Consider the following 20,536-nt stretch of genomic DNA (forward strand, 5'->3'; position numbering starts at 1 on the left):
GCGCGTGGAGAGCATCGAGGTCGTCGTCGGCCGCATCGGCAAGCCGCACGGCATCCGGGGTGAGGTGACCGTCGACGTCCGCACCGACGAGCCGGAGCGCCGGTACGCCGACGGTGCGGTGCTCCAGGTCGAGGCGCCGCGCGGCTCGGCGTTCGCCGCCCGCACCCTCACCGTGAGCCGCACCCGCTGGCACCAGGGCGTGCTGCTCGCGAGCTTCGCCGAGCTGCCCGACCGCACCGCCGCGGAGGCGGCGCGCGGCGTGGTGCTGCGGGCCGTCGTACCCGTCGACGAGCGGCCGGAGGATCCCGAGGAGTTCTACGACCACCAGCTCGTGGGCCTGGCCGCGGTCGACCTCGAGGGCACCCCGCTCGGCGAGGTGGTCGGCCTGACCCATGGCGCCCAGGACCTGCTCCGGATCAGGACCGCCGACCGCCGCGAGGCGCTGGTGCCCTTCGTCAGCGCACTGGTGCCCGAGGTCGACCTCGCCGGTGGCCGCGTGGTCATCGCCGACCGGCCCGGTCTGGTCACGCCGTTCCCGGAGGACGACGAGTGAGGCTCGACTACCTCACCATCTTCCCCGACTTCTTCGCTCCCCTGGAGCTCTCGCTGCCGGGCAAGGCGTCCGCGAGCGGGCTGCTGGACGTCGGCGTCCACGACCTGCGGCAGTGGACCCACGACCGGCACCGCAAGGTCGACGACACCCCCTACGGCGGCGGTGCCGGCATGGTCATGAAGCCCGAGCCCTGGGGCGAGGCGTTCGACCAGCTGCTCACCCCGGGCACGACCGTCGTCTTCACGACACCCTCCGGCGAGCCGTTCGACCAGCGCCTGGCCGAGCAGCTCGCCACCCGCGAGCGCCTGGTCTTCGCGTGCGGGCGCTACGAGGGCATCGACCAGCGGGTCATCGACCACGCGCGCGAGGTGGCCGAGGTCCGCGAGATCAGCCTCGGCGACTACGTCCTCAACGGCGGCGAGGTCGCGGCGCTGGCGATCACCGAGGCCGTCGTCCGCCTGCTGCCGGGCTTCATGGGCAACGCGGCGTCGCTGGTCGAGGAGTCCCACGCCGAGGGCGGGCTGCTGGAGTACCCCGCCTACACCAAGCCGCCACAGTGGCGCGGCCACGAGGTCCCCGCCGTCCTGCTCTCCGGCGACCACGGCAAGGTCGCGGCCTGGCGCCACGAGCAGGCCGTACGACGCACCGCCGAGCGCCGTCCCGACCTGCTGGCGCCCTCCGTGCTCGACGACGGGACGCCGATCGTGCGGGCCACCCCCGGCGACGCGGGCGAGATCCTCACCCTGCAGCGCGCCTGCTGGCTGCAGGAGGCCCAGGCCAACGACACCCTCGACATCCCGGCCCTGCAGGAGTCGCTCGACGACGTGCGCGCCTGGCTGGGGGAGTGGGACACCTGGGTCGTACGACGCGCCGGCCGGCTGGTCGGCGCCGTGCGCGGCCGGCTGGAGGACGACCACACCTGGGACATCGGCCGGGTCATGGTGGCGCCCGACCTGCAGGGCAGCGGGCTCGGGCGGATCCTGCTCGAGCACATCCAGGCGGTGGCGCCGGCCGGCGTGACGTCGTACGTCCTGTTCACCGGGGCGGCGAGCGCCCGCAACCAGCGGCTGTACAAGAAGGCGGGGTTCCGGCTGCGCGGCGACCTGCCCGGCCCGCCGCACACGGTCACGCTCACCAAGCGCCGCTGAGCACCGCTGAGCACCGCTGAGCGCCATTTTGGGCGGCCGCCGCCTGCTGTGGGAGGATTGCTGGTCGGTGTCACGGACGCTTCTGCCACAGGGGAATCGCCGATCGTGACGCTCCGATCCGCATCCCACCACCACCGCGGCTGACCTGTGTGCATTCGCGAGGAGAATCATGAGCAACCCCACCCCCGCCGTGGTCACCGACCTCGGCAACGCCGCCAAGCGTGCCGACGTCCCGGCGTTCCGCGCCGGTGACACCGTCAAGGTCCACGTCAAGGTCATCGAGGGCAACCGCTCCCGTGTCCAGGTGTTCCAGGGCGTCGTGATCCGCGTCCACGGCTCCGGCATCGGCCGTACCTTCACCGTCCGCAAGGTCTCCTTCGGCGTCGGTGTCGAGCGGACCTTCCCGCTCCACTCGCCGATCTTCGAGACCATCGAGGTCGTCACCCGCGGTGACGTCCGTCGCGCGAAGCTCTACTACCTGCGCAACCTCACCGGCAAGAAGGCCAAGATCAAGGAGCGCCGCGAGGTCTGACGAGACCCCGATCAGCGCTACCACGAAGGCCCGACCGGACACGGTCGGGCCTTCGTGCGTCCTGCGTGGGGCGTGCTCCTAGACTCGACTCTCGTGACGACCGATGACTCCGCCGCGGACTCCGCCGCCCAGGTCCCCGACCCGAAGGCGACCGACCAGGCGGGCTCCCGGTCCTCCTCCGGCCAGCGCAAGCACCTGCCGGTGTGGCAGGAGAGCATCCTGCTGCTCGCGGTCGCGCTGGGCCTGGCGATCGTGATCAAGGCACTGTTCGTCCAGGCCTTCTACATCCCCTCGGAGTCGATGGAGCCCGGCCTGGTCAAGAACGACCGGATCCTGGTCCAGAAGGTCTCCTACTGGTTCGGCCGTACGCCGAAGCGCGGCGACGTCGTCGTCTTCCAGGATCCCGGCGAGTGGCTCGGGCCCGCCGACAGCCAGGGCCCGACCGGGGTCGCGAACCTGCTGTCCAAGGTCGGCCTCTACCCGACCGGCGGCCACCTCGTGAAGCGGGTCATCGGCACCGAGGGCGACGTCGTCGAGTGCTGTGACGAGAAGGGCCGGATCAAGGTCAACGGCAAGGCCATCGACGAGTCCGCCTACCTCGGACCCGACCCGGGACAGTGCAACGCCGAGATCGACGACTTCGTCAGCGAGCGCGAGACCGGCCTGTCCCGGCCCTGCGACTGGATCATCGGCCCGATCCCGAAGGGCAAGCTGCTCGTCCTCGGTGACAACCGCGGCCACTCCGCCGACTCCCGTGCGCACCTGTGCAGCCCCAGCGAGGACCCCTGCACCCAGAGCCCGTGGGTCGACACCGACCTCGTCGTGGGCAAGGTCTTCACGCTGATCTGGCCTCGTGACCGCTGGCGCTGGATCAGTCGCCCGGAGGTCTTCGACGGCATCCCCGACAATCCACCGGCCGACCTGCTGGACAAGGCGGAGAAGGCCGACACCGTCCCCGGTACCTGATCGGAGGGAGCACCCGGCATGTCCTCGCTGCCCAGGGGCGCGACGGTACGACGCGACGCCGGCATCTACGGCTACGAGCGGGCCCTGCGCCGGCACGGCTTCGAGCCGGTCGCCGGCGTCGACGAGGCCGGCCGCGGGGCCTGCGCCGGCCCGCTCGTCGCGGGTGCGGCGATCCTGCCCGCCGGCAAGGCCGGGATCGTCCCCGGCCTCGCGGACTCCAAGCTGCTCACGGCCGCCGCCCGGGAGCGCTGCTACGACCAGATCGTGCGCCGGGCACTGTCCTGGTCGGTCGTGGTGATCCCGCACGACGAGTGCGACCGCCTCGGGATGCACGTCGCCAACGTCCAGGCACTGCGGCAGGCCGTCGCCAAGCTGGACCTGCCGGCGTCGTACGTGCTGACCGACGGCTTCCCGGTCGACGGCCTCGGCGTACCCGGCCTCGCCGTCTGGAAGGGCGACCGGGTGGCCGCGTGCGTCGCGGCGGCGTCGGTGCTCGCGAAGGTCACCCGGGACCGGATCATGCTCGACCTCGACCGGGACTGGCCGGCGTACGACTTCAAGACGCACAAGGGCTACATCACCGCCACCCACACGGCCGCCCTCGAGGAGCACGGGCCCTCGCCGATCCACCGGATGCGGTTCGTCAACGTGCGACGCGCGGCAGGACTCGAGCCGCTGCCTGGGGGAGAGGGCTAGAGTCGCCCTCGTGAGTGCCGAGGAGCTCGAGAAGTACGAGACCGAGCAGGAGCTGAACCTCTACCGGGAGTACCGCGACGTCGTCGGCATCTTCAAGTACGTCGTCGAGACCGACCGCCGGTTCTACCTGTGCAACTCGGTCGACGTGAAGGCCCGCTCCGAGGGCGGCGACGTGTTCTTCGAGGTCACCATCGCCGACGCCTGGGTCTGGGACATGTACCGCCCGGCGCGCTTCGCCAAGAACGTCAAGGTGCTCACCTTCAAGGACGTCAACGTCGAGGAGCTGGCGACCTCCGACCTGGAGCTGCCGAAGCCGTAGCCGGCGCTCGACCCGTCCGGCCGTTCAGTCGCTCAGGTGCAGGCCGCTCGGCGGGACGCGCCACTCGCGGTCGATGCCGTTGGTGACGACCAGGTGCGAGTTCTGGCCGTTCATGTAGAGGTCATTGACGACGATCGAGCCGCTGTTGACCTGGTTGCCCGAGTTGCCGTTCGCGTACAGCAGCGAGCTCAGTGCGTAGATCGTGCCGGTGATAGTGGTCTCGCCGTTGCCCTGGATGTTGAGGACCCGGGTGTTGTTGCGGTCGTAGACGATCGCCAGGTCCCCGAAGCCGGGCGCGCCCGCGGTCAGGTTCACGCCGTTGCTGTTGGTCGCGTCGAAGGCCCCGCCCGCCTGGCCCTGGGCGCAGCGCGTCGGTGCCGTGGGGGTCCCGCACACGGCGTAGAGGGTGACGCCGACGCCCTTGAGCACGGTCTTGTTGCCCATGCTCCAGGTGCCGGTGAGGACGTAGAGGCCCGGTGCGAGGGTGCAGTCGTCCTTGTTGCCCAGGGTCGCGTCGCCGTAGACGCCGGGGCCGTCGGTACAGGGGTCGGTCCTCGCCGTGCCGTACGGCGCCGGCATGGCCCAGCCCCCGAGCGGGTCGCCCATCTTCGTGTCCACGGTTTCGGCCGCGGGGGAGTAGTTTCCGGTGGCGCTGGTCTCCACGGTGATCTCGTTGCCGTCGCCGATCGCCTCGACGTGGCCGTTCGGCCCGGTCGACACGCTGCCGTTGAAGTGCACGCTGCTCGCGGTGACGGTCGCATCGCCGTTGCCCAGGGTGTGGGGGCCCTCCCCGAGCACGCACAACGAGCACTTGAACACCACGCCCGGGTCGATGTTCGAGGTCGCTACGGCGCCGATGTGGAGCTCGCTGACCCCCATCAGCCCGGCGAGCGCCGTCTTCACGCTGCGCTGCGGCACCCGCACCCGGACCCGGCTCGGCCGGTCCGCGTCGTCGAAGGAGATGCACTGCGAGGTGGGGGCGTACGCCAGGTGGCCCGGATCCTTGCACCCGGCCCAGGCCGCGGCCGCGACCCTGAAGTTGGCGGCCGCATAGTCCTGGGCCGCGGCTGTCGCCAGCGCCGGCTGGGCCACGCCCTTCGCGTCGTAGAGCACGTTGCCGGCCGCCAGGGCCGAGGCGTCCGCCGCGTTCTGGGCCTGACCGCGCACGTCCCGGGCCAGGCCCAGGTCGATCACGAGGGAGGCTGCCATCAGCAGCACGACGGCGATCAGGGCGACGAGCACCGCGACGGCGCCCCGCTCGTCGTCCGAGCGTCGCCGCAGGGCGCGCCGAGGGCCGGTCACGAGCACCACGACCAGCTCTGACCCGTCGGCACCGACTCGGCCGATCCGGTGCCCGTGGGCTTGGTCGTGTCCTCCTCGATCGACATCCGCAGGCTCGCGCGCACGTAGCCGCCGTTGGGCATCGGCAGCATCCCGAAGTCACCGCGCGAGCGCACCAGGACGCAGACCTGCAGGAGGTTCCCCCGTGCCCAGCCGTCGGGCGCGGAGATCTTCACGTAGGTGTCCGCCGGCGCCCGGTCGACCATCTTCTCGACGGTGCACGCGATGCCGGGCCAACCGGTCGTCGTACCGCAGCCGGGGGAGTTCTTGCCCACCACCGACATCCGGGCGGTCTCCCGGACCCCCTGGTTGGCGTTCAGGGAGTCGTCGAAGTACAGGCCGTACTGGAGGATCCCGAAGACGATCATCACCAGCAGGCCGCCGACGAGCGCGAACTCGAGCGCCGCCGCACCGCGCGCCTCACCGGTCGCACCGGTGCGACGCACACGTCGTCGTCCCAGAGCCATTCCTGCCTCCCCCTCGACGGCCCGAGCCGACCGAACTCCCGGTTAGATTGTCGGCACCGGCCGCGCGTGAGCGAAGCCCGAACGGACGCCTTTTGCCCTCGGCGCCGAAGTCGGGCCGACCGACAGGGACCCGCGTGACGCCGGCGCACCATGGGCGGCTCCTGAACGGGTGGTGTCCGTGGGGACCATCGTCCCGGGCGGCAGGGACCACGGGGTCCTAGTCCCAACGGGCTATCCCGCCCTCGTCGTCCGAGTGGAATGCCCCGGGATCCGTTCCCCGGTCGTTCGTCGCGCCACTACTGTGTGCGCAACGCCGCTCGGGGGCGTCATGGGAGCGATCCGGGGAGGCCGGCCGATGAGGCGCTGTGTGGGAGGGACGGGTGCTCTGCCGCGCCGTCGACGTACGGGCGACAGGGGCGCGGCCTCGGTCGAGTTCGCGCTGATCCTGTTCCCGCTGATGCTCATCGTGTTCGGCATCATCAACTACGGCGACATGTTGAGCGTGCGGCAGTCGGTGAGCCAGGCCGCCTCCGAGGGGGCGCGCGCGGCCGCGGTCAGGATCGGCAGCGAGGACAGCAAGCGTGACGCGGGACTCGCCGCGGTCAAGGACGCGCTCGCCGCGCAGCGACAGAAGTGCAAGACGGGCGTGGACGGGTGCTCGGTGACCTTCGAGAACTGCCCCGGCGAGACGTCGAAGCGGTGCGCGCGGGTGAAGGTGGTCATCGCGTACGACACGCTGATCCCGGGCTTCGGGCTGGTCCTGCCCGACACCCTGCACTACACCGCCGTGGCGAGGGTGAGCTGACGTGGCCCGCGGGAGTCGCGCTCGGGCGTGCCCCGACGAGCGTGGAGTGACGGCGGTCCTGGTCGCGGTACTGATGTCCGTCGTCCTGCTGGTGTCGGCCGCGTTCGCCGTCGACCTGGGCCAGCAGCGGGTGGTGCGTCGCGACATGCAGGCGGTGGCCGACGTCGTCGCGATGGACGTCGCGTGGCAGCTCGACGGCAGGACGCTGAAGACACTGATGACCAACGGCGTGATCTCGGACGCCGTCAATGCCTCGCTCGCGCGCAACAGGGACAGCTTCGGTGCGGATGCCGACGTGACCTGGAAGGTCGGCAAGGTCGACGCCGCTGGTGACTTCGTCGCCTTCAGCCAGCCCGCTGACGACGCCGAGTCGCCGAGCGCGGTCCGGGTGCTGGCGCACTCGTCGACGAAGTTCAGCTTCGGTGGGATGACCGGGCGGTCCAAGGGCGACGCGACCCGGTCGGCGGTCACCTCGGTCGAGAAGGGCGCCTGCTTCACGGTCGGCACCTACGCCGCCCGGATCAGGCTCGGCGACGGCACCATCCTCGGCCCGCTGGTCAAGGCGTTGGGCACCGACGTCGGGCTGAACGTGCTCGACGCCCAGGGCCTCGCCGCGGCGGACATCAAGCTGCTCGATCTGGTGAACACGGGCCTCATCGCCGGTGGCTTCGACGACTTCGTCGATGCGAGCGTCTCCCTCGGCACCTTCTACCTGGCCATGGCGCAGGTGCTCCAGAACCAGGGCGGTCATGCGGCGCAGGTCGCGCTCCTGCAGAAGCTGGCCACCGTCGCCGCGAAGGACATCATCGTCAACGTGGCCGACATCGTCGGCCTCGACACCACCAGTTCGGCCGCCCTCGACGCGACGGTGAACGTCTTCGACCTGGTCTCGACGGCCGCCTTCGTCGCCAACGGCTCCAACGCGATCCTGGTGCCCAACCTCAACGTCAACGTGGTGGGGCTGTCGACGCTCACCGGCAGCGTGAAGATCGGGCAGAAGCCCATCCAGTACTGCGGTCGTGCCAAGTCCGTGGAGACCAAGGGCCATTCCAACCAGGTGGAGGTCAACCTGCGCGGCAACCTGGCCAACCTCGACCTCGGGCTGGTGTCGATCTCCGCGCCGATCACGCTGACGCTCAAGCTGACCCCGGCGGACGTGAGCCTCGACGACGTGCGGTGCCTCACCGACAAGAAGATCCTCGACTTCGTGACGACCAGTGGCCTGGTCAGCCTGGAGGTCACCGTCGGCGACCCGGCCAACAGGAACAACCTCTCGGTCAAGGCGCTGCTGGGCCTGGTCAAGCTCGTGGACGGCTACATCCGGCTCTACAGCACGCCGGCGCCCGCCGCGACCGAGACCAAGTCGGCCACCGTCGACCTCGAGAACTACGACGGCTCGGCCCCGGTCGAGTTCGGCACGGACTCGCTCGGCGTCCCCTATCTCAACCAGGACACGCACCTGAACGTGCTCGGGATCCTGCCCGTCGGCGGGCTCCTGGGAGCGGTCGTGACGCCCCTGCTCTCCCTGGTCGTCAACCCGCTGGTGGCGGCCCTCGACAACGTCCTGCTGACCCCGCTGCTCAAGGCGCTGGGCATCAACGTCGCGGGCGCCGAGGTCTACGCGAAGAAGAAGGCGGACTGCGGTATCCCGCAGCTGGTGGGATGACGTCCCTCCTGCCCCATCCATCCGTCCTCGGGCCGCTCGGCGTCCACAGGCCACCTCACCATGGGAGTTGTGCACAGGCCGGCTCCTCCTGAGCGCCCTGCGTCCGCCCTGCTGACGACCATCGGTGCATGACGACAGCACAGGCCCGCCGGGCGATCGGCGCGTACGGCGAGGACGTGGCCGTGCGCCACCTGACCGGGCTCGGGATGGTCCTGCTCGAGCGCAACTGGCGCTGCGCCGACGGCGAGGTCGACGTACTGCTGCGCGACGGTGCCACCCTCGTGGTGTGCGAGGTCAAGACCCGCACCTCCCTCGCGGCCGGCACCCCGCACGAGGCGATCACCGACGCCAAGCTCGACCGGCTGCGGCGGATGGGGGAGCGGTGGGTGCTCGAGCGCGGCGTCCGCCCCGACGGGATCCGGGTCGACCTGGTCGCGATCCTGCGCCCGCGCCGCGGTCCCGCGGTCGTCGACCACGTTCGGGGGCTGTGCTGATGCCCGCCGTGCTGGAGGTAGCGTAGAGATCCTGCTCAAGGTAGCGTCAATGTCCTGCTAACGGTAGCGTATGGCGCATGCCCTATCTTCCGCGCACTGTGGACGAGGAACTCGATGAGCTCCTCGCTGCCGCACCCGCGGTGGCGATCGACGGGCCGAAGGGTGTCGGGAAGACGGAGACGGCCGCGCGCCGTGCGACGATGTCGTGGATGCTGGACGATCCCGCTCAGTTGGCGCTGGTCGAGGCTGACCCTGCCTTCGCCAACGCGGCGTCGGGCACTCTGCTGATCGATGAGTGGCAACGACTGCCCGCCGTCTGGGACGTCATCCGCCGACAGGTGGATGCTGGAGCACCTCCCGGTCGCTTTCTGCTGACCGGCAGCGCGACACCTCCGTCGGAGGCCGTCACGCACTCAGGCGCAGGGCGGATCCTCTCGCTGCGGATGAGGCCGATGGCACTCCATGAGCGTCACCACGCGGTCACCACCTCGAGCGACGCGCCGGCGCTGATCAGTCTGGGCGACCTGCTCGCGGGAGCGTCTCCTGCCATCGCCGGCGCAACCCATCAGACACTGGCGGACTATCTCGATGCCATCGAGTCGAGTGGATTCCCGGGAATCGCCGGACAACCTTTGAGGTTGCGGCGAGCGCTCCTGGACTCCTACCTCCAGCGGGTCATTGATCGGGATCTTCCTGACCTCGGATTTGGTGTACGCCGGCCCGAGACGCTGCGCCGGTGGCTGGCTGCCTACGCTGCCGCGTCCTCGTCGGCGGCGTCCTACTCCACGATCCTCGACGCCACGACGGCCGGTGACGGCTCGCAGCCTGCGAAGACCACGACCATCGCCTACCGCGACCACCTGACCCGCCTGTGGCTTCTCGACCCCGTCCCGGGCTGGAGTCCGAGCCGCGGGGCCTTCGCGCGACTCCAGCAGGCTCCCAAGCATCAGCTCGCCGACCCGGCTCTGGCTGCCCGGCTGCTCAACCTGTCCGCCGCCGCGCTCGCGACGGCCCGGGGCAGCCACATGGCCGGGCCGCTCTTCGAGTCGCTGGCGACGTTGACGGTCAGGGTGGCCGCGCAGGCCGCCCAGGCACGAGTGGGGCATCTGCGTACCCGCAATGGCGACCATGAGGTGGATCTGATCGTCGAGGGACCAGAGGGCCAGGTGCTCGGGATCGAGGTCAAGCTCGCCGCGAGTGTCACCGACGCCGATGTCCGGCACCTGCACTGGCTCCGCGATCGGATCCCAACCGACATCGTGGACCTGATGGTCATCACGACCGGTCGCCAGGCCTACCGCCGTCGCGACGGGATCGCCGTGGTCCCCCTGGCGTTGCTGAGCGCCTGACGGGTCTCGCGGACCACACTGGCCCCGGGGCGTGACATCGGCTATCAACAGGGCCGGCGAGCAGGCCGCTTCTCCACAGCAGTGCTCGGGCTCGAGCCCAGGTGTGAGCATGAAGGAGCACCGTGTCGTCCATGGTCAACCCCCATCGACACGCAATGATCGACGACGACCCGCGTCACCTCGGGCGGCGGAACTGATGCCCTTCGCGACAGCGCGGTGCGTTGCACTGGCAGGTGCCGTTGGCCATCTCATCGACGTCCAGACCGATGTCTCCGTCGGACAGCCCACGACAGTGGTCGTCGGGCGAGCTGACGCATCGCTGCGCGAGGGCGTCGACCGGGTGCGGATGGCGTTGATCAACAACGACCTGCACTGGCCGGCGACCAAGCGCTGCACGTTCCTGTTCTCGCCCGCGGACCTGCGAAAGTCCGGGACGCATTTCGACCTGGCGATGGCGGTGAGCCTGCTGGCAGCGGACGGGCAGCTCGAGCCGCCTTGGCTGGACAGCATGGCCTTCGTCGGTGAGCTGACGCTCGCAGGCGGTCTGCGCCCGACATTGGGAGTGCTGCCGATGACGCTCGCTGCAGCTGCCGCCGGCATCCGCCGGATCTTCGTGCCCGAGCCCCAGGTCGCCGAGGCGATGATGGTGCCGGACATGGAGGCGATCGGGGTTCGGTCGCTGAGCCAGGTCATCGCCACCCTCCGCGGCGAGGAACCGCCGGACGCGCCTCCGGTGACCGCATCGACAGGTCTCCAACTGATCACCTGGCGGGGTGAGGAGCGGCTCGACGAGCTCGACCTCGCCGACCTGTACGGCATGGATGAGGAGAAGTACGCCGTCGAGGTGGCCGCGGCCGGCGGACACCCGATCCAGCTGTCGGGCCCGAAGGGGTGCGGCAAGACCAGCCTGGCCGAGCGGATCCCGACGATCCTGCCCGACCTCACGCCTGAGGAGTCCCTCGAGCTCACTGCCCTTCAGTCCCTGGCTGGAGTGCTCGATCCCGGCGACGGCATGGTGGTCCGGCCACCCTTCGCTGCGCCGCACCACGACGCCAGCAAGGTCAGCGTGATCGGCGGCGGGTCCGGGCGGGTCCAGCCCGGGGAGATCAGCCGAGCCCACTGCGGCGTGCTCTTCATGGACGAGTTCCCGCTGTTCCGCTCCGATGTCATCGAGGCACTCCGTCAGCCGCTAGAGAACGGCGACATCACCATCGCGCGTCGTGACGAGTCGATCACGTTGCCTGCCGGTGGAATGCTGGTTCTCGCCAGCAACCCGTGTCCCTGCGGCAACTGGTCAGCGGTCGCCCGCTCCAACCGGTGCACCTGCGCCGAGACCGTGCGCCGGGCCTACCGGGCCAGGATGTCGGGCCCGATCGTCGATCGGATCGACATCGTGCGTCATGTCCTGCCCCCGTCTCCGGCCAGTCGTGACCCCTTCCGGTCCGTCGAGACGTCCGCCGAGGTGCGTGTGCGGATTGCCGCCGCGCGCGAGCGCCAGCAGGAGCGCTTCGCCGGTCGAAGCTGGCGACTCAACGCGCACATCCCGAGTCCCCGCCTCAAGGACGTCTGGCCCTTGGCCGACCAGGCACAGCGAGTGATCGACGCAGAGATGCTCGCGGGGCGGCTCAGCGCCCGCGGCGCCGTGCGCGTCCACCGCCTTGCCTGGACCGTTGCAGACCTGCGCTCGGTGCGCACCGGGCGTGACGTCGAACCGGGCGTCGACGAGGCTCGCACGGCGCTCCGCCTGCGCTCGGCACGATCGCTGGACCTCGCGATGTTCCGCTCTGACGCTTCCGAAGAGGGCATCGCGTGACCACCGCAGACGACGAGCGCCTCGCTCGCGTCACCATCAACCTCGCGACCGAGCCCGGGGACGTGCGGTGTCTCGGCCTCACCCGCGAACTGGGAGGGACGACCTTCCTCGAGGTGCTGCGGGAGCGTCCCGATCTGCGGCCGGAGTTCCGGGCTGCCGCCGGCCGGTTGGAGCAAGCGGATCCCGAGCGGGTCTTGGACAGCGCCTTGCGGCGCGGCATCCGGTTCGTAGTTCCGGGCGACGATGAGTGGCCGTCGTCCCTCGATGCCCTGGCCAGCGCGGGCGTGTTGCATGCACGCGGGGAGGTTCCGGTCGGGCTGTGGGTGCGCGGGCCACTCCGCCTCGACCGCTTCGGTGCAGCGGTCGCGGTAGTGGGCTCGCGATCCTCGACCGACTATGGCGACCGTGTCGCCGGCGACATGGCGGCCGTCCTGGGCGCGGCCGGTCGGACGGTTGTCTCCGGGGCGGCCTACGGTGTCGACTATGCCGCCCATCGCGGAGCGGTCGCTGCCGACGGCCACACCGTTGCCGTGCTCGCTTGCGGAGTGGACATCGCCTACCCGGCCGCCCATCGACAGATGCTCGAACACCTCGGTGCCCAGCACGCGGTCGTCTCCGAGGCACCGCCAGGATCCGCGCCCCTCCGGATCAGGTTCCTGGCCCGCAACCGCCTCATCGCGGCACTGACGAGCGGCACAGTGGTCGTCGAGGCGGCCATCCGCAGCGGCGCCCTCAATACCGCGTCGTGGGCAGATCTGCTCCACCGCACTGTGATGGGTGTGCCGGGCCCCGTCTTCAGTGCAGCCTCCGAGGGTGTGCACGAACTGCTCCGTTCGGGCAGGGGGTCGCTGGTCACCAGTGGCGCCGACGTCCTGGAACTCCTCGGCGCCTCGGGTGAGCACCTCCGCGAGATCCCCCGCGCACCCGCAACACCACGGGACCAGTTGACCATCCGTGCGCGGCAGGTCCTCGACGCCGTGCCGAAGGTGTCGCCGGCCCCTGCGACGTCGGTCGCGCGAGTCGCGGGGCTCGAGGCCGCCGAGGTGGAGCAGTTGTTGCAGGGGCTGGCGCTCGACGGACACGTCGAGCGGCTGCCGTCGGGTTGGCGGCTGGGGGAGGTCGTGCGTCCTACGATCGATCAGTGAGCGCCGCCGACGAAGACAAGCTGCCCGAGGCGTTCGCCCGTGTGTTGGGCGACTACGAGCGCCACCTCGTCGCCGAGCGCGACCTGACCGAGCACACCGTCCGGGCCTACGTGGGCGACATCGCCGGCCTGCTCGAGCACGCCGGCCGGCTCGGCCTCGCCGGCGTCGACGAGCTCGACCTGCGGACCCTGCGCAGCTGGCTCGCCAAGCAGCAGACCATGGGCCTGTCCCGTACGACGCTGGCCCGCCGAGCCACCGCGGCGCGGGTCTTCACCGGGTGGCTGGCCCGCACCGGCCGCACGCACAGCGACGTCGGCTCGGCGCTCGGGTCACCGCGCCCGCACCGCACCCTGCCCGACGTGCTGCGGGTCGACGAGGCCACCCGGCTGATCGGAGCCGCCGCCGAGCTCGCCGACGACGGCAGCCCGGTGGGCCTGCGGGACGTGGCGATGCTCGAGCTGCTGTACGCGACCGGCATGCGCGTCGGCGAGCTCTGCGGGCTCGCCGTCGACGACGTTGACCGCGACCGCAATGTCGTGCGGGTCTTCGGCAAGGGTCGCAAGGAGCGTGCGGTGCCGTTCGGCCAGCCGGCCGCCGCGGCACTCGACCGCTGGCTCGCGCAGGGCCGCCCAGCGTTGGCGCGCCCCGGATCCGGTCCGGCCCTGTTCCTCGGCGCCCGGGGCGGCCCGATCGGGCAGCGGGCCGTCCGCAGCCTGGTCCACCGCCGGCTCGCCGACGTCCCCGGAGCCCCCGACCTGGGACCCCACGGCCTGCGGCACACCGCTGCCACCCACCTCCTCGAGGGTGGGGCCGACCTGCGCTCCGTCCAGGAACTGCTCGGGCACGCCTCGCTGGCCACCACCCAGCGCTACACCCACGTCACCACCGACCGGTTGCGGCGCGCCTACCAGCAGGCGCACCCGAGGGCCTGAGCGCGGGTCACGCCGGCGCGGTGGTGACGAGGCCCTATCGTTCGGCAGCCGTGCGCAGTCGGCTGTCGTAGCAGACCAGAACCTCCGCGCCGTGCCGCAGTGCCGTCGCCAGGTGGATCGCGTCGAGACCGCGAAGCGTGGGGTCCGGCAGAAGGCCGGCGTGCTGCAGCAGGGGAGAGCTCATCTCGAACAGGCTGATCGATTCGAGCACCTCGGTCGCCAGGCTCTGCTCGATCTCGTTGCGCATCGCAGCTCTGCGGACCTCGGTCACCAGCAGCTCGGAGGAGAAGATGCGCCCGGGGTCGAACCCGTTCAAGTAGTCCCTGAGCGCTTCGCTCTCGGCCTCGTCGGCGATGAGCTTCACCACGGCTGAGGTGTCCACGTAGAGCTTCACAGCCGGTCCTCGCGAAGCTCGTCGAGAACGTCCTGCATCGGACGCTTCGCCTTGACGGGCCTGATGGTGTTCCAACCCCGGCTCCTCGTTGCCGGCCGCGCCATCTCGGCGTGCCAGAGGTCGTCGGCGGAGGGCTGGCGCAGGATCGCGACCACCTCGCCGTGGTTGGTGATCTCGAACGACTCACCCGCCGCCACCCGCCGCAGGATCTCGGCGCTGTTGTTGCGCAGCTCGCGATGGGGGATCCGCTCCACGGCACTGCTCCTGACGATCGCCGCGTTCATCGGGTTGCCCCGACGTCCGTAGCAATCGTAGCAACTCCACGTCGCTCGATCGCCCGAGCGACGGGTTGGTCCCGCCACAGCGGCAGCAGCCGGACCGGGCCGGCGCCGACGAGGCGCAGCGGGTCGAGGTAGGTGTCGCCGGCGACCCAGCCCCAGTGCAGGCAGGCTCGGGGGAAGCAGTGCGATCCCGGCAGCTGGAGTGTGCCGATCACCTGGCCGGCGGCGAGCGTCGTGCCGACCGTGGCCGTGGCGGCGACGGGTTCGTAGGTCGTGCGGGTGGCGCCGTGCCCGACGACGACCACGCCGCGACCGGCGATCGGGCCGGCGAACACCACGGTCCCCGGCAGGGCGGTGCGGACCGGCTGGCCGGCGTGCCCGGCGAGGTCGACGCCGCGGTGGCCGGCGCCGTAGGGGGAGTCGGGCGGGTCGAAGTGGCGCACGACCTCGGGCACCGGGAGGAGCGGCCAGACTCCGACCGGATCCTGGGTGCCGCCGGGTTCGGCCCGCGCGGGGGCCGCCTGGACCAGCAGCCCGGCGAGGAGTCCGGTGAGCAGTCCGGCGAACACGGCCAGCAGGGCGGGGAGGGGGTGCGGGCGGGTCATGGGACGAGGATGCGGGGCAGGTCCGGCAGGGGCGGCGGGAGCGCGTCGGGCTGTGGAGGAGGGGCGGGGTGGACGGGGGCTGTGGAGAGCCCAGGTCACGGATTGGTACGACGGGCGCCCGACGCCGTACGCTGGTGGGTACCGGTCCGCCCTGGGCCGGAATTCGCTCGTCCGCAGACCACGACGGCTCCGCTCCGGAGCCGATCGCCCGTGGGCGTCGATCCTCAGTCCTCCCGGACCAGTCCGGGAGGTCGGGTCGCGTGCAGACGACAGGACCAACTGAAACAAGGCAATAGGAGACATCATGGCTGTCGTGACCATGCGCCAGCTCCTCGAGAGCGGCGTCCACTTCGGACACCAGACCCGTCGTTGGAACCCGAAGATGAAGCGATTCATCCTCACGGACCGCAACGGCATCTACATCATCGACCTGCAGCAGTCGCTGGCCTACATCGACCGCAGCTACGCCTTCGTCAAGGAGACCGTGGCCAAGGGCGGCACGATCATGTTCATCGGCACGAAGAAGCAGGCCCAGGAGGCGATCGCCGAGCAGGCGACCCGCGTCGGCATGCCCTACGTCAACCAGCGCTGGCTCGGTGGCATGCTCACCAACTTCGCGACGATGAACCAGCGGATCAACCGGCTCAAGGAGCTCGACGACGTCGACTTCGACGACGTGGCCGGCTCGAACCGGACCAAGAAGGAGCTCCTGCAGATGAAGCGGGAGCACGCCAAGCTCGAGAAGACCCTCGGCGGCATCCGCGAGATGTCCCGGGTCCCGTCGGCCGTGTGGATCGTCGACACCAACAAGGAGCACCTCGCCGTCGAGGAGGCGCGCAAGCTGCGCATCCCGATCATCGCGATCCTCGACTCCAACTGCGACCCCGACGACGTCGACTTCCCGATCCCGGGCAACGACGACGCCATCCGCGCCGTGGGCCTGCTGACCCGAGTCATCGCGGACGCCGCGGCCGACGGCCTCATGTCCCGCTCCGGTGCCGGCTCGGCCTCGAGCCCCGCCGCCGAGGAGCCCCTCGCCGCGTGGGAGCGCGAGCTCCTCGAGGGTGACGCCGCTGCTCCGGCCGCCGAGGCGACGGAGACCGCCGAGGCGCCCGCCGAGGAGGCCCCGGCCGCCGAGGCTGCTCCCGAGGCTGCTGCCGAGGAGACCCCCGCGGCCGACGCTCCGGCCGAGGCCTGAGCGTTCCCCTCCGTCCACCCCTTCGAGAAACAACGAGGATCCATGGCATTCACTGCTGCTGACGTCAAGAAGCTCCGCGAGCTGACCAGCGCCGGCATGATGGACTGCAAGAAGGCGCTCGACGAGACCGACGGCGACTTCGACAAGGCCGTCGAGCTGCTCCGTGTCAAGGGTGCCGCCAAGGCGGCCGCCCGCGGCGCCGAGCGCGAGACCTCGGCCGGCCTGGTGGCCAACGCCGGTGGCGCGCTCATCGAGCTGAAGTCGGAGACCGACTTCGTCGCGAAGAACGAGGAGTTCATCAAGGCCGCCCAGCAGATCGCCGAGGCGATCGACGCGGGCAAGGCCACCGACACCGAGTCGGCCAAGGCGCTGCCGCTGGGCGACAGCACCGTCGGCCAGGTCGTCGAGGGCCTCGCCATCACCATCGGCGAGAAGATCGAGCTCGGCAACGTCGCGTACTTCGACGGCCCCGTCGCGGTCTACCTGCACAAGCGTGCGGCCGACCTCCCGCCGGCCGTCGGCGTCATCGTCGAGTACGACGGCGACGAGGCTGCCGCCCGCGGCGCCGCCATGCAGGTGGCGGCCCTCAAGGCGCAGTACCTCACCCGCGACGAGGTCCCCGCGGACATCGTCGCCGCCGAGAAGGACGTCCTGACCAAGAAGACGATCGAGGAGGGCAAGCCCGAGGCTGCCGTCGCGAAGATCGTCGAGGGTCGCCTGGGCGGCTTCTTCAAGGAGCTCGTGCTCCTCGAGCAGGAGTCGGTCTCGGAGTCGAAGAAGACGGTCAAGGCCGTCCTCGACGCCGCCGGCACGACTGTCAAGCGGTTCGCCCGCTTCGAGGTCGGCGCCTGACCTGACGGTCCGGTGCACTGATCGCACCGACGGCCGGTGGTCACCTTCGGGTGGCCGCCGGCCGTCTGGTTTTTCACCTGTGCCGCCACCTGCCAGGGGGTAGGTTTGTGCCGCCCGGCCATCGGACATGTGTCGGACCTGCGCACCCGCACTCGCGGGTGCACATCGGTGTCAGAAGGAGAGCGTCACGTGGGACTCATCCAGGCTGCAATCGGTGCCATCGGCGGCACCCTCGCCGACCAGTGGGTCGACTTCTACGGAGTCCCCGACGGCGTGGGCTCGACGGTGGCGGTCTTCCCGGCGGTCGCCAAGGGTCAGAACGCCGGCCGGGGCAGCAACACCCAGGGCTCCGAGGGCGTCATCACCAACGGGTCGAAGATCATCGTGCCCGAGGGCTACGGCCTGGTCCTGATGGAGGACGGCGCCTTCACCGGCTTCGCCGCCGAGCCGGGCGCCTACATCTGGAACTCCGACGACCCGGCCTCGCAGTCGATCTTCACCGGCGGTGGCCTGGTCGACTCGCTGATCAAGCAGAGCTGGGAGCGCTTCAAGTTCGGCGGGCGTCCCTCCGCTCAGCAGTCCGCGATCTTCGTGACGCTCAAGGAGCTGCCCAACAACAAGTTCGGCACCCAGTCGGAGATCTACTGGGACGACGCGTTCCTCAACACCCAGGTCGGCGCGATCACCCGCGGCACCTACACGCTGAAGATCACCGACCCGCTGACCTTCATCCGCAACTTCGTGCCCGCCGACGTCATCGGCGGCCGCAAGGCGTTCGACTTCACCGACATCGACAACCCGGCCGGGGAGCAGCTGTTCAACGAGGTCGTCGGCTCGCTCGCGCCGGCGTTCTCGATGTACACCAACGACCCCGCCAAGGGGAACCGCATCGCCAAGCTCCAGCAGGACTCGATCGGCTTCGCCCAGTCGCTGTCCGCCGCGGTGGAGCAGAACTACCAGTGGCGCACCGACCGCGGCCTGGAGATCGTCAAGACCGCCATCATCTCGATCGAGTACGACGCCAACACCCGTGAGCTCCTCAAGAACGTCCAGCGTGCCGATGCGCTGTCCGGGTCGCGCGGCAACTCCAACCTCCAGGCCTCGGTCGCGGCCGGCATCGAGGCGGCCGGCGAGAACGCCGGTCCGGGTGGCCTGATCGGCATGGGCATGGCGACCGGCGGCATGGGTCTCGGCGGCCTGCAGCAGCCGGTGCCGCCCGCTCAGGCGCCCGCCGCCCCGGCGGCGACCGCCCCGCCCGCGGCTCCGGCCGCCCCCGCAGCCCCCGCCGCCGAGGACCCGATGGCGGTCCTCAAGCGCGCCAAGGAGATGCTCGACGCCGGGTTGATCACCCAGGAGGACTACGACGCTGCGAAGGCGAAGGCGCTCGGTCTGTGAGTCAGGAGTCCGCCGAGCCGAAGCAGCCCACCTTCGACGGGCCACCCCTGTCGCTGGAGGAGGAGCTCGCCGCGGCCAAGGCCGAGCCCGAGCCGGGCCCGAGCATCGAGACCGTCAACGAGTCGCTCAAGGACGGCCTCAACCGCTGCCCGAAGTGCGGGTCGACCGACGTCCGGCTGCGCGGCTCGACCGGCATGCTCGTGTGCCTGTTCTGCCGCAACGAGTGGCAGGAGGCCCGCGTCGAGGAGGAGTTCGGCCTCGGCGAGGGCATCGACCAGCTCGAAGGCACGGTCATCGCGAGCGGTGCGGGGGACATCGCGGCCGACGCGGCGGACCAGCTCACCTTCAAGTGCGAGGCGTGTGGTGCCGAGGTCGTCGTCGACACGGCCCACGCGCTCAACGCCCGCTGCCACTGGTGCCGCCACACCCTCAACGTCAACCAGCAGATCCCCAACGGCGCCGTACCCGACGCGGTGCTGCCGTTCCGGTTGACCAAGGACGAGGCGGTCGAGAAGATCCGCGAGTTCGCCTCGAAGCGACGGCTCTTCGCGCACAAGCGGTTCAAGAAGGAGTTCGTCCCGGAGAACGTCCTGGGCGTCTACCTGCCGTACCTCGTCATCGACGCCCGCGCGGAGTCGCAGTACTGGGGCAAGGGTGAGGTCCAGACCCGGCGCTGGACGGAGAAGCAGGGTGACAACAACGTCACCTACTACGCCGCCGACGTCTACCAGGTCTCGCGACAGGTCTCGTTCACGGTCGACGACCTGACCGTCGAGGGATCCTCGGAGCGCGCCCAGATCGGGCCGGCCAACACCAACAACATCATCAACACGATCCTGCCGTTCGACACGAAGAACGCGGTGAAGTGGAACGCCAGCTACCTCGTGGGCTTCACCAGCGAGAAGCGCGACCTCAACGTCGAGGCGGTCCGCCCGCACCTCGAGGACCAGCTGCTCTCCATCGGCCGATCGGAGGTCCGGGGCTCGCTGGGCCGGTTCGACCGCGGGGTGCGGTGGGAGCAGGAGAAGCTCGACGTGGGCGGCTCACGCTGGGTGTCGATGTACCTGCCGGTGTGGCTCTACTCCTACCGCCAGGAGAGCAACGGCATGCTCCACTACATCGCGGTCAACGCCCGCACGGGGGAGACCATGGGCAGCATCCCGGTCTCCCAGCCCAAGCTGCTCCTCGCGGCATTCACGGTCGGCACCTTCCTCGAAGGCATCGCCGGCGCGATCTTGGTGGCCTCGGCATGACACTCGACCTGATCACGACCCTGATCCCCGCGCTGGTCCCGATGGCGTCCGACGACGGGCCGGTCTGGCTGCTCGCCGCCGGACCCGCCGGCGGCGCGGCGACGTACTGGGCCTTCTACCGCTACTACCGCAACACCGACAAGTCCCACCAGTTCGAGCGGGACACCCTCATCGAGGCGCAGCCCGTCCAGGGCGGCGAGGAGAAGGTCGGTCACATCTCGAAGACTCGGGACTCCGACATCGACGGTGACAACAGCGACAACTACCGCCAACGGGTGCAGCGGGTGCAATGAGGCGCAATGCGGACGTGCCGCGTCCGCCCGGTAAGGTCA

General features: G+C 70.4%; 23 protein-coding genes. 18 read left to right on the top strand and 5 right to left on the bottom strand.

Annotated elements, in window-relative coordinates; translation table 11 throughout:
* Positions 1-4: 4 nt before the first annotated feature.
* The 6 genes from rimM to QI633_RS08290 all read left to right on the top strand — a co-directional run bounded on the left by rimM (position 5) and on the right by QI633_RS08290 (position 4,214).
* A complete protein-coding gene (gene rimM, locus QI633_RS08265) occupies positions 5-553 on the top strand; it encodes a ribosome maturation factor RimM (protein ID WP_282428652.1) in 549 nt (182 codons plus the stop codon).
* Positions 550-1,701 (top strand): tRNA (guanosine(37)-N1)-methyltransferase TrmD, encoded by a 1,152-nt coding sequence (trmD, locus tag QI633_RS08270; RefSeq protein WP_282428653.1) that lies wholly within the window; start codon positions 550-552, stop codon positions 1,699-1,701. The genes rimM and trmD overlap by 4 nt, the downstream gene beginning before the upstream one ends.
* 169 nt (positions 1,702-1,870) lie before the next feature.
* A complete protein-coding gene (rplS, locus tag QI633_RS08275) occupies positions 1,871-2,233 on the top strand; it encodes a 50S ribosomal protein L19 (protein WP_141799602.1) in 363 nt (120 codons plus the stop codon).
* Positions 2,234-2,326: 93 nt separating this feature from the next.
* Positions 2,327-3,199: a signal peptidase I gene (gene lepB / locus QI633_RS08280; RefSeq protein WP_260806088.1), complete on the top strand. Its 873-nt coding sequence runs from the start codon at positions 2,327-2,329 to the stop codon at positions 3,197-3,199.
* A gap of 18 nt (positions 3,200-3,217) precedes the next feature.
* Positions 3,218-3,895, top strand: coding sequence for a ribonuclease HII (locus QI633_RS08285; RefSeq protein ID WP_141799601.1), 678 nt, complete (start codon positions 3,218-3,220; stop codon positions 3,893-3,895).
* Positions 3,896-3,905: 10 nt separating this feature from the next.
* Complete coding sequence (locus QI633_RS08290; RefSeq protein ID WP_141799600.1) at positions 3,906-4,214, top strand: DUF2469 domain-containing protein; 309 nt, start codon at positions 3,906-3,908, stop codon at positions 4,212-4,214.
* A 24-nt stretch (positions 4,215-4,238) separates the two neighbouring features.
* Here the strand turns inward: QI633_RS08290 and QI633_RS08295 are convergent, their stop codons facing one another.
* Positions 4,239-5,516, bottom strand: a complete 1,278-nt coding sequence (locus QI633_RS08295) for a pilus assembly protein TadG-related protein (RefSeq protein ID WP_282428654.1) — start codon at positions 5,514-5,516, stop codon at positions 4,239-4,241.
* Positions 5,513-6,022, bottom strand: a complete 510-nt coding sequence (locus QI633_RS08300) for a TadE family protein (RefSeq protein WP_141799598.1) — start codon at positions 6,020-6,022, stop codon at positions 5,513-5,515. Before QI633_RS08300 ends, QI633_RS08295 begins: the two co-directional genes overlap by 4 nt.
* 355 nt (positions 6,023-6,377) lie before the next feature.
* Between QI633_RS08300 and QI633_RS08305 the strand changes: the two genes are divergently transcribed.
* The 7 genes from QI633_RS08305 (at position 6,378) to QI633_RS08335 (ending at position 14,226) form a co-directional block, all read left to right on the top strand.
* Complete coding sequence (locus tag QI633_RS08305; protein ID WP_141799597.1) at positions 6,378-6,827, top strand: TadE/TadG family type IV pilus assembly protein; 450 nt, start codon at positions 6,378-6,380, stop codon at positions 6,825-6,827.
* Positions 6,828-6,873: 46 nt separating this feature from the next.
* The gene (locus tag QI633_RS08310; RefSeq protein WP_282428655.1) at positions 6,874-8,493 is read left to right on the top strand and encodes a hypothetical protein; all 1,620 of its coding nucleotides are present in this window, start codon (positions 6,874-6,876) and stop codon (positions 8,491-8,493) included.
* Positions 8,494-8,621: 128 nt separating this feature from the next.
* A complete protein-coding gene (locus tag QI633_RS08315) occupies positions 8,622-8,987 on the top strand; it encodes a YraN family protein (protein ID WP_141799595.1) in 366 nt (121 codons plus the stop codon).
* Positions 8,988-9,064: 77 nt separating this feature from the next.
* The gene (locus tag QI633_RS08320) at positions 9,065-10,336 is read left to right on the top strand and encodes a DUF4143 domain-containing protein (protein WP_282428656.1); all 1,272 of its coding nucleotides are present in this window, start codon (positions 9,065-9,067) and stop codon (positions 10,334-10,336) included.
* A 196-nt stretch (positions 10,337-10,532) separates the two neighbouring features.
* On the top strand, positions 10,533-12,149 hold the full coding sequence (locus tag QI633_RS08325) for a YifB family Mg chelatase-like AAA ATPase (protein ID WP_141799593.1): 1,617 nt from the start codon (positions 10,533-10,535) through the stop codon (positions 12,147-12,149).
* Entirely contained in the window at positions 12,146-13,294 is a 1,149-nt protein-coding gene (dprA, locus tag QI633_RS08330; protein ID WP_282428657.1) for a DNA-processing protein DprA, read from the top strand. The genes QI633_RS08325 and dprA overlap by 4 nt, the downstream gene beginning before the upstream one ends.
* Positions 13,291-14,226: a tyrosine recombinase XerC gene (locus QI633_RS08335; protein ID WP_141799591.1), complete on the top strand. Its 936-nt coding sequence runs from the start codon at positions 13,291-13,293 to the stop codon at positions 14,224-14,226. The genes dprA and QI633_RS08335 overlap by 4 nt, the downstream gene beginning before the upstream one ends.
* A 34-nt stretch (positions 14,227-14,260) precedes the next feature.
* On the opposite strand, the gene QI633_RS08340 is transcribed toward QI633_RS08335, so the two are convergent.
* The 3 genes from QI633_RS08340 to QI633_RS08350 are packed head-to-tail and all read right to left on the bottom strand — an operon-like array spanning position 14,261 to position 15,506.
* Positions 14,261-14,620 carry a type II toxin-antitoxin system VapC family toxin gene (locus tag QI633_RS08340; RefSeq protein ID WP_282428658.1) on the bottom strand — a complete coding sequence of 120 codons (360 nt, stop codon included), beginning with the start codon at positions 14,618-14,620 and terminating at the stop codon, positions 14,261-14,263.
* Complete coding sequence (locus QI633_RS08345; protein WP_282428659.1) at positions 14,617-14,904, bottom strand: type II toxin-antitoxin system prevent-host-death family antitoxin; 288 nt, start codon at positions 14,902-14,904, stop codon at positions 14,617-14,619. Before QI633_RS08345 ends, QI633_RS08340 begins: the two co-directional genes overlap by 4 nt.
* The gene (locus QI633_RS08350) at positions 14,901-15,506 is read right to left on the bottom strand and encodes a peptidoglycan DD-metalloendopeptidase family protein (protein ID WP_282428660.1); all 606 of its coding nucleotides are present in this window, start codon (positions 15,504-15,506) and stop codon (positions 14,901-14,903) included. The genes QI633_RS08345 and QI633_RS08350 overlap by 4 nt, the downstream gene beginning before the upstream one ends.
* A gap of 304 nt (positions 15,507-15,810) precedes the next feature.
* Here QI633_RS08350 and rpsB point away from each other — a divergent pair, with 304 nt between their 5' ends.
* The 5 genes from rpsB to QI633_RS08375 all read left to right on the top strand — a co-directional run bounded on the left by rpsB (position 15,811) and on the right by QI633_RS08375 (position 20,497).
* On the top strand, positions 15,811-16,704 hold the full coding sequence (gene rpsB / locus QI633_RS08355) for a 30S ribosomal protein S2 (protein WP_141799587.1): 894 nt from the start codon (positions 15,811-15,813) through the stop codon (positions 16,702-16,704).
* 42 nt (positions 16,705-16,746) lie between these two features.
* On the top strand, positions 16,747-17,556 hold the full coding sequence (gene tsf / locus QI633_RS08360) for a translation elongation factor Ts (RefSeq protein ID WP_141799586.1): 810 nt from the start codon (positions 16,747-16,749) through the stop codon (positions 17,554-17,556).
* Between the two features lie 189 nt (positions 17,557-17,745).
* A complete protein-coding gene (locus QI633_RS08365) occupies positions 17,746-18,951 on the top strand; it encodes an SPFH domain-containing protein (RefSeq protein ID WP_141799585.1) in 1,206 nt (401 codons plus the stop codon).
* A complete protein-coding gene (locus QI633_RS08370; RefSeq protein ID WP_141799584.1) occupies positions 18,948-20,204 on the top strand; it encodes a TFIIB-type zinc ribbon-containing protein in 1,257 nt (418 codons plus the stop codon). Before QI633_RS08365 ends, QI633_RS08370 begins: the two co-directional genes overlap by 4 nt.
* On the top strand, positions 20,201-20,497 hold the full coding sequence (locus QI633_RS08375) for a hypothetical protein (protein ID WP_222117881.1): 297 nt from the start codon (positions 20,201-20,203) through the stop codon (positions 20,495-20,497). Before QI633_RS08370 ends, QI633_RS08375 begins: the two co-directional genes overlap by 4 nt.
* Positions 20,498-20,536 lie beyond the last annotated feature (39 nt).

It is taken from the genome of Nocardioides sp. QY071, from assembly GCF_029961765.1.
Taxonomy (GTDB): domain Bacteria; phylum Actinomycetota; class Actinomycetes; order Propionibacteriales; family Nocardioidaceae; genus Nocardioides.